This window comes from Leptotrichia hofstadii (assembly GCF_007990525.1).
Classification (GTDB): domain Bacteria; phylum Fusobacteriota; class Fusobacteriia; order Fusobacteriales; family Leptotrichiaceae; genus Leptotrichia; species Leptotrichia hofstadii.
In genome coordinates this window covers 2,312,344-2,327,630 of sequence record NZ_AP019823.1, presented here as the reverse complement: position 1 = coordinate 2,327,630, position 15,287 = coordinate 2,312,344, and the positions used below count along the sequence as shown (strand labels likewise).

The 15,287-nt window shown below is 29.5% G+C and carries 14 protein-coding genes; 5 read left to right on the top strand and 9 right to left on the bottom strand.

The window, feature by feature from the left end; genetic code table 11:
* Position 1: 1 nt before the first annotated feature.
* The 3 genes from FVE77_RS10980 (at position 2) to FVE77_RS10970 (ending at position 4,142) form a co-directional block, all read left to right on the top strand.
* Positions 2-721 carry a glycoside hydrolase family 25 protein gene (locus FVE77_RS10980; protein WP_006805021.1) on the top strand — a complete coding sequence of 240 codons (720 nt, stop codon included), beginning with the start codon at positions 2-4 and terminating at the stop codon, positions 719-721.
* A gap of 218 nt (positions 722-939) precedes the next feature.
* Positions 940-1,923, top strand: a complete 984-nt coding sequence (locus FVE77_RS10975) for a class II fructose-bisphosphate aldolase (RefSeq protein WP_006805020.1) — start codon at positions 940-942, stop codon at positions 1,921-1,923.
* Positions 1,924-2,528: 605 nt separating this feature from the next.
* Positions 2,529-4,142: a CTP synthase gene (locus tag FVE77_RS10970; RefSeq protein ID WP_026745725.1), complete on the top strand. Its 1,614-nt coding sequence runs from the start codon at positions 2,529-2,531 to the stop codon at positions 4,140-4,142.
* Positions 4,143-4,971: 829 nt separating this feature from the next.
* On the opposite strand, the gene FVE77_RS10965 is transcribed toward FVE77_RS10970, so the two are convergent.
* The 9 genes from FVE77_RS10965 to FVE77_RS12715 all read right to left on the bottom strand — a co-directional run bounded on the left by FVE77_RS10965 (position 4,972) and on the right by FVE77_RS12715 (position 12,403).
* A complete protein-coding gene (locus FVE77_RS10965; RefSeq protein ID WP_006805017.1) occupies positions 4,972-5,232 on the bottom strand; it encodes an HPr family phosphocarrier protein in 261 nt (86 codons plus the stop codon).
* Between the two features lie 123 nt (positions 5,233-5,355).
* Entirely contained in the window at positions 5,356-6,987 is a 1,632-nt protein-coding gene (locus FVE77_RS10960; RefSeq protein WP_026745726.1) for an Rqc2 family fibronectin-binding protein, read from the bottom strand.
* A 278-nt stretch (positions 6,988-7,265) separates the two neighbouring features.
* Positions 7,266-7,403 (bottom strand): hypothetical protein, encoded by a 138-nt coding sequence (locus tag FVE77_RS13110; RefSeq protein WP_408610402.1) that lies wholly within the window; start codon positions 7,401-7,403, stop codon positions 7,266-7,268.
* A gap of 248 nt (positions 7,404-7,651) precedes the next feature.
* Entirely contained in the window at positions 7,652-8,314 is a 663-nt protein-coding gene (locus tag FVE77_RS10945; protein WP_026745727.1) for a MarR family winged helix-turn-helix transcriptional regulator, read from the bottom strand.
* 64 nt (positions 8,315-8,378) lie between these two features.
* Entirely contained in the window at positions 8,379-9,017 is a 639-nt protein-coding gene (rpe, locus tag FVE77_RS10940) for a ribulose-phosphate 3-epimerase (RefSeq protein WP_026745728.1), read from the bottom strand.
* Positions 9,018-9,050: 33 nt separating this feature from the next.
* Positions 9,051-9,920 (bottom strand): ribosome small subunit-dependent GTPase A, encoded by an 870-nt coding sequence (gene rsgA / locus FVE77_RS10935; protein ID WP_232052987.1) that lies wholly within the window; start codon positions 9,918-9,920, stop codon positions 9,051-9,053.
* Positions 9,921-10,019: 99 nt separating this feature from the next.
* A complete protein-coding gene (locus FVE77_RS10930; RefSeq protein ID WP_006805010.1) occupies positions 10,020-10,973 on the bottom strand; it encodes a PASTA domain-containing protein in 954 nt (317 codons plus the stop codon).
* 745 nt (positions 10,974-11,718) lie between these two features.
* Positions 11,719-11,877, bottom strand: a complete 159-nt coding sequence (locus FVE77_RS10925; RefSeq protein WP_408610382.1) for a hypothetical protein — start codon at positions 11,875-11,877, stop codon at positions 11,719-11,721.
* A 349-nt stretch (positions 11,878-12,226) separates the two neighbouring features.
* Positions 12,227-12,403, bottom strand: a complete 177-nt coding sequence (locus FVE77_RS12715; protein WP_026745731.1) for a hypothetical protein — start codon at positions 12,401-12,403, stop codon at positions 12,227-12,229.
* A gap of 441 nt (positions 12,404-12,844) precedes the next feature.
* On the opposite strand from FVE77_RS12715, the gene FVE77_RS10920 reads away from it, so the two are divergent.
* On the top strand, positions 12,845-13,984 hold the full coding sequence (locus tag FVE77_RS10920) for an SIMPL domain-containing protein (protein WP_026745732.1): 1,140 nt from the start codon (positions 12,845-12,847) through the stop codon (positions 13,982-13,984).
* Positions 13,985-14,061: 77 nt separating this feature from the next.
* Positions 14,062-15,123: an SIMPL domain-containing protein gene (locus FVE77_RS10915; protein ID WP_026745733.1), complete on the top strand. Its 1,062-nt coding sequence runs from the start codon at positions 14,062-14,064 to the stop codon at positions 15,121-15,123.
* Positions 15,124-15,287: the final 164 nt, after the last annotated feature.

Below are 15,287 nucleotides of genomic sequence, written 5' to 3'. Positions count from 1 at the left end.
TATGGCGAAATTTATAAAATTTTTGACAATTATGATAATTTTTGGAGGTATAGCGGGGTTTTTGGAATTTAGCGGATATTTGTATCATAATGATATTTTGGCGGAATTAGCTGGATATAAAGTTCAGGGGCTGGATATTTCACATCATCAGGAAAAAGTGAACTGGACTCGTGTAGATAAGAAATACAAATTTATTATTTTGAAAGCAACTGAAGGACAAAATTTTCTTGATACAGATTTTTTATATAACTGGAATAATGCGAGATTGAATGGCTTTATAGTGGGAGCATATCATTTTTTCACAATGACGAGCAGTGGAGAAGCACAAGCTGATTTTTACATAAGCAAAGTGCCAGCTTCTGACAAAACTTTACCACCAATGATTGATTTGGAAATATCTACAAAAAAATATAAAAAACCAGATGTAATTAAGCATTTAAAAGATATGGTTGAAAAACTTGAAAAACATTATCAAAAGAGAGTAATTTTTTATGTAAACTATAACACTTATAATGCATATATAAAAGGTGAATTTCCTGAAAATAAAATTTGGATTACAGATTATAAATATTTTCCAAAAATAGAAGAAGATAGCAGGTGGATAATCTGGCAAGTTTCAAGACGTGGAAGAATTGAAGGAATTCCAGGATTTACAGATAAAAATGTACTTAGAAAAGGAATGACAGTGGAAGAATTGATAAATCAAAATAAAATAAATTGACAACCATTGTTATAAAAAATTTTAAAATTAATAGGAAGTATGAGTTACCAATACCAAAATTTAATTTTAAATTTTATTTTGGTAGTATTTAAGCATATATTTAAAAAAATATTTTATTTTTAACTATTATTTTTTGTTTTCTATTGATTTTTATACGAAAATTTGGTAACATATAATTAAAGAAGTTAATCTAATTAATAAATATTAGGAGGCGTAAAATGAAATATCATTTTAAAGATTTAGGATTAAGCAACACTAAGGAAATGTTTGCTAAAGCAAATAAAGAAGGTTACGCAGTACCTGCTTTTAACTTTAACAACATGGAACAATTACAAGGAATTATCGAAGCGTGTGTTGAAGAAGGATCACCAGTAATTCTTCAAGTATCAACAGGTGCAAGAAAATATATTGGTAAAGAAATGTTACCTTGGCTTGCAAAAGCTGCAACAGCTTATGTAGAAGCATCAGGATCAGACATTCCAGTAGCATTGCACTTGGATCATGGTCCAAACTTCGCTGAAGCAAAAGACTGTATCGAATACGGATTCTCTTCAGTAATGTATGACGGATCTCACCACCCTTACGATGAAAACGTTGCAGAAGCAAAACAAGTTGCTGATTTCGCTCACCAACACGATGTTACAGTTGAAGCTGAATTAGGAGTTTTAGCTGGAATCGAAGACGATGTAGTAGCAGCAGAACACGTTTATACTCAACCTGATGAAGTTGAAGACTTCGTAACAAAAACAGGAGTTGATTCATTAGCAATCGCAATTGGAACTTCTCACGGAGCTCACAAATTCAAACCAGGAGACGATCCTAAATTAAGATTGGATATCTTGGAAGAAATCGAAAAAAGAATACCTGGATTCCCAATCGTATTACATGGTTCATCAGCAGTACCACACCAATTTGTTGAAATGATTAATCAATATGGTGGAAAAATTGCAGACGCAATTGGTATCCCTGATTCAGAATTAAGAAAAGCCGCTAAATCAGCAGTAGCTAAAATTAACGTAGATACTGATGGAAGATTAGCTTTCACAGCAGGAATCAGAGAAGTATTCGCTAAAAATCCTGGAGAATTTGATCCTAGAAAATATGTAGGACCTGCAAAAGATTACATGAAAGAATACTACAAAGATAAAATCAGAAACGTATTTGGATCAAATGGAGCTTACAAAGCTGGAGCTGCAAGATAATAACAAATAAAAAATGAAAATTAATTTGGACTATCTCAAGTTTATTCTCAAACTTGGGATATTCCTTTTGAGTTTTACATAAATAAAATTTGTTTAAAAGAGGTGAAAATTTTTTTTTTCCTCTTTTTTTGTGGCAAATATATTGCAACAAACTGAAAAAATGTAAAAACTCATGATAATTTTATTTTAAAAAATCACGACATTTTTAGTTTAATTAAAACAATTAATTTAATTAAAACAAAAAATAAGCAAAATTTCGTTAGAAGAAAAATAGCTGTCTGAACTTTTGGAATAGACTTTACATAAGATAAAGTTATATAAATTGAAATAATCTATATTCAAAAGTGAGTTCTATTTTTCTTTTATAAGAAAGTTTTGCGTAAAGCGTGGGTGCAGGGAGATGGCGATTGATCTCCCTGCTTAAAATAAACTTGAATATAAATAAAAATAAAAAAAATACTTATTAATCATAATATATCAAAATTGAAAAAAGAGATTTAATAGAATAGTTTAAAAAATAATAACTTACTAAATTAAGTGATATTTTATAAAAATGCCAAAAATATTTAAAATTGAATAAATAGGAATAGAAAATAGGAGGAAAAATGAATACACATAATGATTCAACAAAATATATATTTGTTACAGGTGGAGTTGTTTCATCGCTTGGAAAAGGAATTGTGGCTTCTTCGTTGGGAAGATTACTAAAAGAAAGAGGCTATAAGGTTACAATTCAAAAGTTTGATCCATATATAAATGTGGATCCAGGAACTATGAGCCCTTATCAGCATGGGGAAGTTTTTGTTACAGAGGATGGAGCAGAAACTGACTTGGATTTGGGGCATTATGAAAGATTTATCAATGAGAATCTGACAAAGTATAATAATTTGACAACCGGGAAAATTATGTCAAAAATTATTGCGAAAGAGCGTCGTGGGGAGTTTTTAGGAGGAACTGTACAAACTGTGCCTCACATGACAGATGAAATTAAGTACAATGTTATAAAAGCGGCTGAAGAAAATAATTCGGATATTGTAATTACTGAGATTGGCGGGACAATTGGAGATATTGAAAGTGATCCGTTTATTGAAGCGATTCGTCAGTTGAAAAGAGAAGTTGGAAGAGAGAATATTGCTTACATTCACGTAACATTATTGCCATATTTGAAAGCAGCTGGAGAGCTTAAGACTAAACCTACACAGCACAGCGTAAAAATGCTTCAAGGACTTGGAATCTCGCCAGATGTGATTGTAGTGAGAAGTGAACATCCTGTTGATGAAAATATTAAGAAAAAAATCTCGCTTTTCTGCGATATTGATGAAGAGGCGGTTATTGAATCGCTTGATGCAAAAAGCCTTTATGAAATACCATTAACCATGGAAAAATTAGGACTTGCCGATGTAATTTGCAAGCATTTTAAAATAAAAAATGAAAAGCCATTACTGACTGAATGGACTAAAATGGTGGAAAAATTCAAAAATCCTAAAAAGCTTGTAAAAGTAGCAGTTGTTGGAAAATATATCGAATTAAAGGATGCTTACATAAGTATTCATGAATCAATAGAGCATGCTGGGTTTAATCTTGATACAAAAGTTGAAATTGACTATTTTAAGGCCGGAGAATTTGACGTGAAAAAACTGGCTGATTATGACGGAATTTTAGTGCCAGGTGGATTTGGCGACAGAGGAATAGATGGAAAAGTTGAAGCGATTAAATTTGCAAGGGAAAATAACATTCCATTTTTTGGAATCTGTCTTGGAATGCAAATGGCGTGTGTAGAGTTTGCAAGAAACGTGCTTGGCTATAAAGGTGCTACTTCAACAGAATTTGAAAAGGACACTTCATATCCAATTATAAGCCTTATGGAAGAGCAAAAAGGTCTGAAAGATATGGGAGGAACAATGCGTCTTGGGGCATATCCATGTATATTAAAAGACGACAGTTTAGCTGCAAGAGTTTATGGAAGAACTCAGATTGCTGAAAGACACAGACATAGATACGAATTTAATAACGCTTTCAGAGAAGAATTTGAAAAAGCTGGAATGGATATCGTAGGATTATCTCCAGACGGAAATTACGTGGAAGTAATCGAAATAAAAAATCACCCATACTTCATAGCCACACAATACCATCCAGAATTCAAAAGCCGTCCAAATCGTCCACATCCATTGTTTACAGGCTGGATAAAAGCGGCATTAAAGAAACGAAGCGAAAAATAATAGTAATTAATTGAAAAACAAATTAAGCAGGAAAATTTTTATTAATTAGGAGTTTTTCTGCTTTTTTTATAAATTTTAAAATAATTCGATATAAAACTCCTTTAAAACTGAATTCAAAAGTTATGACTATTTTACTCAGACCTTAAATTTGTATAATTTTTAGTAGTTTAATTTTAAATAGATTTGAGTATAAAATTAAGAAAAAACAATTATTATATTATCTTCCGTTTAAAAATGAGAATAAATTTTTTATAATAGGGTTGTTCAATAGCTGGTTCATAATTATTCAACTTTTTAATTTTTTCTTTTCGTAGGATTGCTCATTGCCGCAAATCCTACAACCTATGGCTAGACTACGACTTTTATTTGCCCAACTCCGAAACTCCTCCTTACAGTCGTCAAACAGTCGCAGTTGAACAAATAAAAGCTCCGTCGGTTTATTAAATTATATTTTAATTATTTTGAAATACTAGGTTTTTATCCTTTATTGGAGAAGTTTGTAATAAATTCGTTATTTAAATAGGATTTATAGTAAAACTGCTTTAAAAATAAACTCAAAAGTTATGACTATTTTAATCAAACCCTAAATCTATATAATTTTTAGTAGTTTAATTTTAAATAGGTTTGAGTATAGTATAAGAAAAAACAATTATTAAACAAAACAATCCAAAATATAAATTCACAGAATAGTTAGTATGAAAATAAATAACAAATAAAAAAAGACAATCTTAAAAATAAGAAAGTCTTTTTTTCTAGTTCAATAAAACATATTTTCTATAACAAATCTATAAAAAACAATATTTTTATTTTACTTAATTACTACAATTTATTAGTCTCTGATAGTTGCTAATAATTCTCCTAATACTTCAACTGCTTCATCAGCATCAGGTCCTTCAGCATGAACTGTAACTTCTGAACCGTTTTTAATTCCAATTGATAATAATTTCAATAAAGATTTTCCATTTACTTTTTTTCCTTCGTTTTCCACTTCTACTGAACTTTCAAATTCTTTTGCTTTAGCAACAAATACTCCACCTGGTCTTGTATGTAATCCTGTAGGATTTGTCATAGTAACTGTTTTACTTGCCATTTATTTATCCTCCTTAATTATATCTCTACCTTAATTTTACAACAGTTTTTGGTATTTGTCAATAAGTTTGAAAAACATTTTTTCTGTTAGTTAGTCAAACAATACAGTTTATTTAGAAAAAAGTTATTGAACTTCAATTAATAAAGAGTGAAAGTTTGTATAAATCACATTTCCGGGTTTACTATTTTTTATTTTTTTTACAAATTTTCTTTCGCAGTAGTCAACTGTAACTTTGTCACCTTTTTTAGCCTTGGAATAGTCGCAAGCAAGAGTTGCCGCATGCAGAAGAACATCATCTGGAACTTTCTGATTGTTTCGTAAAATAAGGACATGGCTGCCAGGAATATCTTTTGCGTGCATCCAGATGTCGTTAGGCTGTCCTTTTGAAAAGGATATTTCTTCATTTTCCTTGTTGTTTCTTCCAACGAAGATTTGAAAGCTTTTGTAATCAAACGATAATAATTCACGTTTTTTCGACTTGTTCAGCTTGATTTTGTTTTTTATTTTATTTCCACTATTTGAAAGGTTCAGCTCGTTTTCAATTTCTTCGATTCCAATAAAATCATTTTCCTTTTCGATAAACATTTTTATTTCCTCAAAATATCTTATTTCATTCTGAATGTCTAAAAATCTGGAATCTAAGGCTGAAATTGTACGTTTTCCTTTATTATACTTATTGTAATAAAAGTTTAAATTATCATTTGGAGATAAAAGTGGATCCAGATTTATTGTAACTTCCTCATTATTATAAAAATCAAAAACCGTGATTTTTTTCATTCCATATTTTATCTGGTGCATATTTGCCGCCAAAATATCTCCAATATTTTTATATTTTTCAAAGTTTTCATTTTTTTTCAAGTCAACTTTTATATTTTTTTCAATTTTTTTGAATTTTTTTATTTGTGAATCAACGTATTTTAGTAGATTTTTCTTTTTTTCACTAATAACGTTGGAAGTAATAGTTGTTTTAAAATAAGCATTTAAACCTTCGTTTAAAGTTTCAAAATATTTTCTTTCATTTTCTAAAGTTGTATTTTCCTTTTGATTAAATTCAGAAAATTCGTTGTAAGTTAGCACTTTCTGGATTTTCCCACGATTTATGATTTCATACATTACTGGTTTATAGCTAGATAAATATTTTTTGAAAGTGTCGTAGTTTTGTGAACATTCTAGTGCAAAGGCCCGTCCGACACCTTCGATTTTTTCCATAAAAGTTTCAGTTTTAAATGGAAAATTTTCGTCTTCCAGATAAAGTGGCGAAATCTTTTTTTCCTCAAATGGCAAAGTATATCTTGCACCTGTCATAATAACACGGTTTCCAACATCAATTGAAGTAAAATAGAGAGCAGAGAGAATTTTATCTTTGCTAGTTAAGAAAATATTGCTTGCTTTTCCCATAATTTCAATAATTAATGTATATTTTTCCACATCTCCAAATTGATTTAACTTCTCAAAGTCAAAATATACAATTCTATCAAAACCTTCCTGACGAATATTTATTAAAATTGAATTTTGTAAATGTTTTTTTAGTGATAACAAAAATTTTGATTGAAAATCAGTATTTGGATCTTTTTCGTCTTTTAAGTAAAAAATTGTTGAATTGTCCTTTACTTGAAAAATCAAGTTATTCTTTCCAAAAAAGAGTGAAAATGAAACTCTGTCATATTGGAAAATCTTTGTCAGTTTATATCGTAATATTTTTTCTTTTATTTCTTTTATCAAAAATGAAATCCCAATTCCATCTAAATAAAGCATATTCCCTCCTTGATATATTTTATTTTTATAAAAAAAATCACAATTAGATTAATAACTGTGATTATATCTTTAAATTTTTAATTATTTCAAAATCTTTAAAACCTAATTTTTGAGCTTCTTCATCTATTTTGTTACGGCATAATTTTTTTAAACTTTTTCTAATAGCCCCATCTGGGTATTTTAAATTAATTACAAAAGCTAAATATTCTAATATTAAAATTGATACTGCTATCCTATCGGATATTTTACCATTAACAAAATATAATTTGTTTTTAAATTCATCTAATATTTTGGGCTTTGTGGAAAATTTTATATCTACAATATTCTGTTTTATCGCCCCACTTATAGAAATCTAGGTATCCATAAGCTCCAAATTTTTCACCTATTAAATAAGAAAATTTAGTTTTTAATGAAATTTCGACTTTTTCGGTTAATCTTAATAAATTGATTCTTAAATTCTCCTAAAAAAAAGCCCTGCGTAGGTATGCTAACCTTGTATTATTTAAAATACTGCAGGGGGTTTGATATAATTAATTCTACTCTATTTTTATAAAATTGTCAATAAAAAATCAAAAAATTTATCACAGTTACTGTATTTAATTGTCATTGTTCTTATGTTGTTTTATTATTATCTTATTCAATGATTTTGTAATAGTGGACTTTCTTAAAAAGCATTTTTTCTAACCATAATATTTTCTGCATCTTCAATATTTAGTATCTTCTCATCCCCATCTACGAGCAAAGTTATCAAATATTTATCAATATTTATGATTTTTATTAGTGATTTTATCATAACACCTTTTTCGTTTAAATATTTTCTGATTGCAACACTTCCTTTTATTGATGAAACTTGAACCAGATCGTCTTTTTCAAAATTTAGTATTGATTCAGGCTGAATATCCTTTTTGACTTTATCCAGATTTTGTACAATTGTTTCAAAAACCTCGATAAATGTTTCTAATTTCTTTGATGGAATATCATCTGTAATTTTTTCAAGAATATTTGAGTGGAAATCTCCATGATAGTTTAATGCGACTTTTCCTTTTGAAGTAAGCTTTACAAAAACTTTACGCCTGTCAACGTCCGACCGGGAGCGTTCCAGAAATTGCTTGTCAGTCAGCTTGTTTACGGCGACTGAGGCTGTTCCCATTGTAATGCCCAGTTTGTCAGACAGTTCATTCATTGTAATTTCATTTTCCCCGATCGCTTCAATAATATGAAGTTCAGATGTAGTCAAGCATTTAATTACCTGATTCAAATTTATTTCTTCAATTTTATAATATGTTTTATAGAATTTGTCTAATAGAGTTTCTATTTTTTCATACATTTTAATTGTTCCTTTCTTACTTTATTTCTGACTTTTTCATAACTTTATTTATTTTTTAAAATTATTATTTTAAAGATTCAATTTTTTCTTTATAATTTCCGCTAAAAATATATGAACCTGCAACTAACACATTTGCTCCAGCTTCCTTTACCAGTTTTCCAGTTTCAGCGTTGATTCCTCCATCCACTTCAATATCAATCTTTTGGTTAATTTTTCGCAAATTTTTTATTTTTTGAATCATTTCAGGAATGAATTTTTGTCCGCCAAAACCGGGATTTACAGTCATAATTAACACCATATCAATGTTATCCAGATCATATTTTATAACATCCAGTGGAGTAGAAGGATTTAATGCAACTCCTACTTTTTTTCCAAAAGATTTTATTAGCTGGATTGTTCTGTTCAAGTGCTTTGCAGCTTCAGCATGGACTGTGATTATGTCTGAGAATTGTGCAAAATCTTCTATTAGGTAATCTGGTTCGTTTACCATCAAATGAACGTCAAATACAAGATTGCTATGTTTTCGTAAAGATGAAATAACAGGAGCTCCAAAGCTGATATTTGGTACAAAATTTCCGTCCATAACATCCAAATGGAGATATTCTGCTCCCAGTTTTTCCACTTGCGTAATTTCTTCTTTTAATTTGCTAAAATCTGCAGCAAGCAGTGAAGGTGCAATTATTGTCCTTTTTTCTTTAATCATAAAAATCAACTCTTTCCATTTTTTATTTTTAAATTATTTATTAAATCTTATATTTTGTAATGAATGTAGATAAAAATCGTATCGTTCTTGCGAAATATTACCATTTTCCACATTTTCCTTTATTGCACAGTTTGGCTCGTTTACGTGAATACAGTCTCGAAATTTGCAGTTAGGAATAAATTCTAAAAATTCTGGAAATAATTTTTCCAGTTCCTTTTTTTCTTCCAGTTTTGGAAAGTCTAATGTGGAAAATCCTGGAGTGTCTATTATGTATGAATGTGGTGCTGACATAAAAAATCGGCTTTCTATTGTTGTATGCCGCCCTTTTTTGGTTTTCTGGCTGACATCATTTGTAGCTAGTACTTCTTTACCAATTAGAGTGTTTATAAGCGTGGATTTTCCGGCACCCGATGGTCCTGAAATTACAACTGATTTTTTGTTTATATATTGCTTTAATTCGGTAATTCCAGTATTCGTTTCAGTTGAAATTGGGAAAATAGAAATTGTTTCTTTAAAAATTTGTTTAAATTTATTAAAAAATTCCCCCAGTTCTTCTTTTGAAACTAAGTCAATTTTTGACAATATTAGCACAACTGGAATATTTTGAGAATTTGCGTTTAACAGCATTTTCTGAAAATTTGTAAAATCAAAATTCGGACTTTTTATTGCAAATAGAATACCGATAAAATCAATATTTGCAATTAGTGGACGATATAAAAAATTTTCTCTTTTTTCAATTTTTTCAATAACTTTTTCCTTTTCGTCAAATTCTACAAGATCTCCGATAATACAGTTCATTTTATCATTTTTTACTTTTAATGTTCCACGTAGTTTACATTCATAAATATTTTCTTCATTCAAATTTTTGGAATTTTCGTCTAAAACATAGTAAAATCCTTTTATTTTTCTAATAACTTTTCCTTTGATAAAATATTTGGGAGAAATTTCAAAATAACATTCAAAATAACTCCCATCTCCTTTCTAAATTTTTAATCCTTTTAACTATTCGTCGCTATCTTCATCGCCACCAGAATCATTATTATTTCCGCCGCCTTGTGTGTTGTTACGTGGAGGAGATTGTGTGTTTCCGTTATTCTTCTGTTCAGTGCCTTGCTGATCCATTTTGTTGATTGTGTTGTCAATGATTTTCTCAATTTCCTGATTATCTATTTCTTCCTGAGACTGATTGATAATTTCCTCTGTCGATCTTTCACGTTTTTTCGGAGCGGCTCCAGTATTCAATACAATCGATACCTTCTGTCCTCTCTGAATCTTCGTTCCAGCCGCAGGATTTGTTGAAATAATTGTATTTACAGGCAATGTTGGGTCACTTGTACGTGAAATATTTCCAATATCAAGCCCAATTTGTTTTAACAATTCTCTCGCATCATTTAAGTCAAGTCCTGTTATATTTGGCATAACTGACGGATCTACCATTTGCTGTGAAGAAACCAGTATCGAAATTTTTTGGTTAATCTCAAGTTTTGTACCTGGTTTTGGATAAACTCCCAAAATTGTATTATATTTCTGATTAGATGGGTAATAATCAATCGTTTCAATCTGAATATTTTGCCCTTTTAACCGAGATCTTGCTTCAAGCAGTTCCAGTCCAATAATATTAGGAACTTTTACATCTTCTCCGTTATTTACCCATATTCTTATAACTCTGTTTACTTTGACTTCCTTGCCTGGGCGTGGATCCTGATTATAAACCGTATCTAGCGGAACTTTTTCAGTCTTTGAGTTAATAACTTTAACCTTAAGTCCAGCCTTTTTCAAATATTTTATTGCATCCTTTTTGTCAAGATTTATGACATCAGGAATAACTGTAAGTCTAGTGTTAAAAAAATGACGTTCAAAAACATCCTTGCCAAATCTTATTAATGCCACTAAACAAAGCAGTACAATAATAGTTCTAAAAAATTTTCCATAATTAAATTTATATTTTGTGGCCATTTTTCACCTCGTTATTTTTATTGTTAATTCTTTACTCTATATAATATCATAAATATTGAAAAAATGATATAAATTTATTTTTTTAACTTGTAATTCGGCTTTTATATTTTTGGAAAAATCTTACCTAGAAGAAATTGATTTATGTGACATATTACAAAGCGTAGTTTATACAAATATGGAATTTAATCTAATACAAGATAACGAAGAATTAAATGATGTTAAAAAGGTAACAGGCAAAATAGAGATGAAATTAATGTGGTATTTTGTAAATCTAATTTTTAAGTATCCATGCGAGATTTTCATAATAGGGTTGTTTAATAGCTAATTCGTAATTATTAAATTAAATTATTTTTTATATATTTTAATTAATAAATATTTTTTCATATTATTATGTTTTTTCTTTTTCTTTTCGTAGGATTGCTCATTGCCGCAAATCCTACAACCTATGGCTAGTCTACGACATTTTTCTGCACTGACAAAAAACTCACTATGCTCAAACAGTTTTGCCAGCACAGAAAAATGCTCCGACAAATTAATTCATACTAGAATCTATTTAAAAGGTGAAAATTATATCTTAAATTACTTGAAAAAATTAGGTTTATATACTTTATTAATTAGAAAAGTTTGTAATAAATTTGTTATTTAAATGGGAAATAGTATCAGACAGAATAGAAATAGAATATTTACTCAAAAAAAGCAGGAAGGCATTCCCTGTATGAGAAGCTCCTGCTTTTATCACATATAGCTAGTATGTCCTGTTTCCGTACTTGTCTACGCAGTAGGCTTCTCCGTTAGCCCTTCTATAACATCTTCTACCTTCTTCTCTTCTTTCCTGTTCCGCTTCTTTCCATAGGGCAATATCACGTGCACTGCATCCAATAATTGCCACAGTAAGTATAGCCATGAGCAAAATCTTCTTAAACATTGCATATCATCTCCTTCTGTTTTAAATATCTATGTCAGATATTTATTCTGTTTTATGTATTAGTTATTTGTGTTCTTTTTATATTTTTATTATACAATATTTTAAGTTAGAATACAAATTGCTTTTTCTATTTCTGAGGAAAATTCATTAAATTTTCTGATTTCTACTATATTAAATGGAAAATAGTATCAGATAGAATAGAAATAGAACATTTACTCAAAAAAAGACAGGAGTACATTCCCCTGTATGGGAAGCCCCTGCCCTCTGTATGTATTTCATAGCTTTTAAACCATTGTTATCCATCTTATCTTTTCCACGTCACATATAGCTAATAGACATTTCCATATTTATCCTTGCAGTAGACAATTCCATCAGCCCTTCTATAACATGTTTCTTCTCTTTCAGCAGCATCCTGTTCTGCTTCTTTCCAACCTTTAGGATCAAGCAGTTCACATCCCACGACGGACATAACAAGTATAATCATGAGTAAAATTTTCTTAAACATCGCATATCATCTCCTTTTATTTTAAATATTTATTTCATATTATGTATTAACTATTTGTGTTCTTTTTATATTTTTATTATACAATATTTTAATCTGGAATACAAATTGCTTTTTCTATTTCTGAAAAAAATTTAATAAAAAATAAAATTATATCTAAATATTACAATGTAATTTAAAATATTTTGATAAAAAACGAATTGCAATTTTTTTAAAACATAGTAGATATTTTATTTGAGATTTGTACTTTAATACTAAACTCCATTTAAATAACAAATTTATTACAAACTTTTCCAACAAAGGACAAAAATTTTTAATTCTTTTGATTAATTTTATTTTGAAATAAAAATAAAAACCCTCATTTACTTTTAATATACGTGTGTTATACTTATATAAAAGATATGGAATTTAAAAAAATAATAAATAAAAATTATGGAGGGAAATATGAAAAAGATAGCAATTGCACTTTTTTCACTGATGAGCATAATTTCGTTTAGTGCGAATGAGAATATTGTCAGAAAGATAAGTGTTACTGGGAATGCAGAAAGGGAAGTTATGCCAGACTTGGCAAAGATTAATTTTAAGATTGAGGAAAAGGGGAGTAATTTAAGCCAGACGACTAATGAGGTTAATAAGAAGATTGAGAAGTTTAAAAGTGAATTGAGAGCTAGGAAAATATCGCTTGAAAATTTGGAAACAAAGGCGTTTTACAATAGGAAAGTAAGCGAATATCAAAATGATGAAGATATTCTGGATGTGAAAACTGTTCCAAATAAGACTGTCAAAAAGACTGATAAAAAGCCAACTTCTTATGATGTGAAAATGTCAATGCTAGTAAAAAATACAGATTTTAACAAAATTTCAGCATTGATTGACTTGGAAGACGGGGATAATTTGCAAAGCATTCAGAAAAATTTTGATGAAAATACATTTGCTTTTAACATAAATGAAAACGGAACAACTGTTGATCAAGCTTTAAATAAAGTATTTAACAAACTTAATACTTCAAGAAGAAAGCTGATTTCGGCTGGAATCCCTGAAAGTGATATTATTTTGAGTGATTATACGATAAAAGAAAATTATACAGCAGATAACAAAAATTCAAGAAAAGATGTCTACTATGTTACAAATGAATTTGTACTTACGACAAAAAATATAAAGGAGCTTAATACAATAATTTCAATTGCTGATGATAATGGAATAAACATAAACGGCTCAATTAACTTTGACTTGTCAGACAAAGACAGAATTGAGTCAGAAATGTACAAAGATGCCTATAATCAGACAAAACAGAAGGCAGAAAGCATTTTGCGTTCCAGTAAGATGAAATTGGGAACACCGATTATCGTGAGTGAAGATGTGGAATTTCAGCAAAAGATGATTGACAGGATTGATCAGGACTGGAGTGTGGCTTATAATGCGGCGCCAACGGCAGAACTTGAGTATTCAAATGATAGAATGATAACTAAGTCAGTGGCAGCGTCCGCACCTGTGCCAATGAGAGCTAGTAAACCTAGAGTTGACTATACTCCAAAACCATTAAAACTTGTACAAAATATATCAGTTATGTATGAAATGAAATAACAAAAATAGTATAACTTTATATTTATACTAGACTATGTTTAAAGAATGAAAATTAAATTTTAGAAAGGAATTTTAAAATGAAAAAAATAATAGCGTTACTTATAATGATTTTTTCAGTATTGTCATTTGCAGATGGCGAAGTTGCTGGAAAAAGAATACAGGTTAGAGGAGTTTCACAAAAGGAAATTATGCCAAATTCGGCAAAAATTGCCCTTACAATTCAGACTGAAAACGAAAGTCTGGATAAGGCAAGTGCTGAAAATTCTAAAATTTTAGAAAGATATAAAAGATTGCTTGCTCAAACCGGGACAAAATACAACAAGATTAATTCGACAGGATATTCTACCTATGAAACATATAACTGGGATACAGTAATTGAAAACAAAGGGAAAAAGGAATATAAAACAAAACTTTCAGTAGAAGTTGACAGAATTTCTCTTGATACATTGAAAAATTTTATGAGTGTTCTTGCAGCTGAAAAAATTTATTCCTTGAACAGAAGTAAAAACGGGACATATATTTTCACTGTTGAATCTCAGGATGCGACAAATAAACAGGCATACCAGAATGCAATGTCAAAATTTAATGATATTCAGCAAAAATTGAGCAAAGCAGGAATTCCCGCAAGTTCAGTAAAAATCTCAGGATACGACAATAAGGAAGTGAGCCTTGAAAAAAGAACAAGCAATAAAAAAAATATCCAAGTCGTTTCACACCAGATAGAAGTTGAAACAAGAGATTTAAAAAATCTTGGAAACATCATAAATGTAGCAAGCACATTGGGAATCGGTACGACTGGGCAAATCGAATACGATATTGACAATAAGCAGCAGCTGGAAAATGAACTTTACGAAAATGCCTACAAGGAAGCCTTGAAAAAAGCGCAAGTTATCTTAGGAAAAACAGATTTAAACCTAAAAAATCCCGTTACAATCACAGATAAATCATATGGAGTTATCCAGCCTTATTACGATTACAACTACAACTATTACAATGAAGCCAATTATGCGACTAACCTAGTGCAAGTGAAAAAAAGCGACAGGGAGCTTCTTGATGAATCCACAAGAAGAAACATCGTAATTTCGCCAAAAAAATTAAATATTTCAAAAACTGTCTACATCGAATTTGAAATGAACTAAAAATATAATTTAAGAAAACTGCTGTATTTATATAATATGGCAGTTTTTATTTTTTACAAGATTGTTACATAACCTGCGTAACTATTAAAATATCTTTTAATTAAATTTTATCATTAAGTTATAGTTTTTTTCAAAATGGTATTGACTTTAAAAGAAAATGGGGT

Bases quoted from the DNA above. Each gene is read 5' to 3' on its own strand.
- FVE77_RS10960 (WP_026745726.1), bottom strand. From the start codon at position 6,987: ATGCTTTATTTAGATGGAATTGGGATTTCATTTTTGATAAAAGAAATA.
- FVE77_RS10920 (WP_026745732.1), top strand. From the start codon at position 12,845: ATGAAAAAGATAGCAATTGCACTTTTTTCACTGATGAGCATAATTTCG.
- FVE77_RS10970 (WP_026745725.1), top strand. From the start codon at position 2,529: ATGAATACACATAATGATTCAACAAAATATATATTTGTTACAGGTGGA.
- rpe (WP_026745728.1), bottom strand. From the start codon at position 9,017: ATGATTAAAGAAAAAAGGACAATAATTGCACCTTCACTGCTTGCTGCA.
- FVE77_RS10925 (WP_408610382.1), bottom strand. From the start codon at position 11,877: ATGGCTATACTTACTGTGGCAATTATTGGATGCAGTGCACGTGATATT.
- FVE77_RS10965 (WP_006805017.1), bottom strand. From the start codon at position 5,232: ATGGCAAGTAAAACAGTTACTATGACAAATCCTACAGGATTACATACA.
- FVE77_RS10945 (WP_026745727.1), bottom strand. From the start codon at position 8,314: ATGTATGAAAAAATAGAAACTCTATTAGACAAATTCTATAAAACATAT.
- FVE77_RS10980 (WP_006805021.1), top strand. From the start codon at position 2: ATGGCGAAATTTATAAAATTTTTGACAATTATGATAATTTTTGGAGGT.
- FVE77_RS12715 (WP_026745731.1), bottom strand. From the start codon at position 12,403: ATGTTTAAGAAAATTTTACTCATGATTATACTTGTTATGTCCGTCGTG.
- FVE77_RS10915 (WP_026745733.1), top strand. From the start codon at position 14,062: ATGAAAAAAATAATAGCGTTACTTATAATGATTTTTTCAGTATTGTCA.
- FVE77_RS10930 (WP_006805010.1), bottom strand. From the start codon at position 10,973: ATGGCCACAAAATATAAATTTAATTATGGAAAATTTTTTAGAACTATT.
- FVE77_RS10975 (WP_006805020.1), top strand. From the start codon at position 940: ATGAAATATCATTTTAAAGATTTAGGATTAAGCAACACTAAGGAAATG.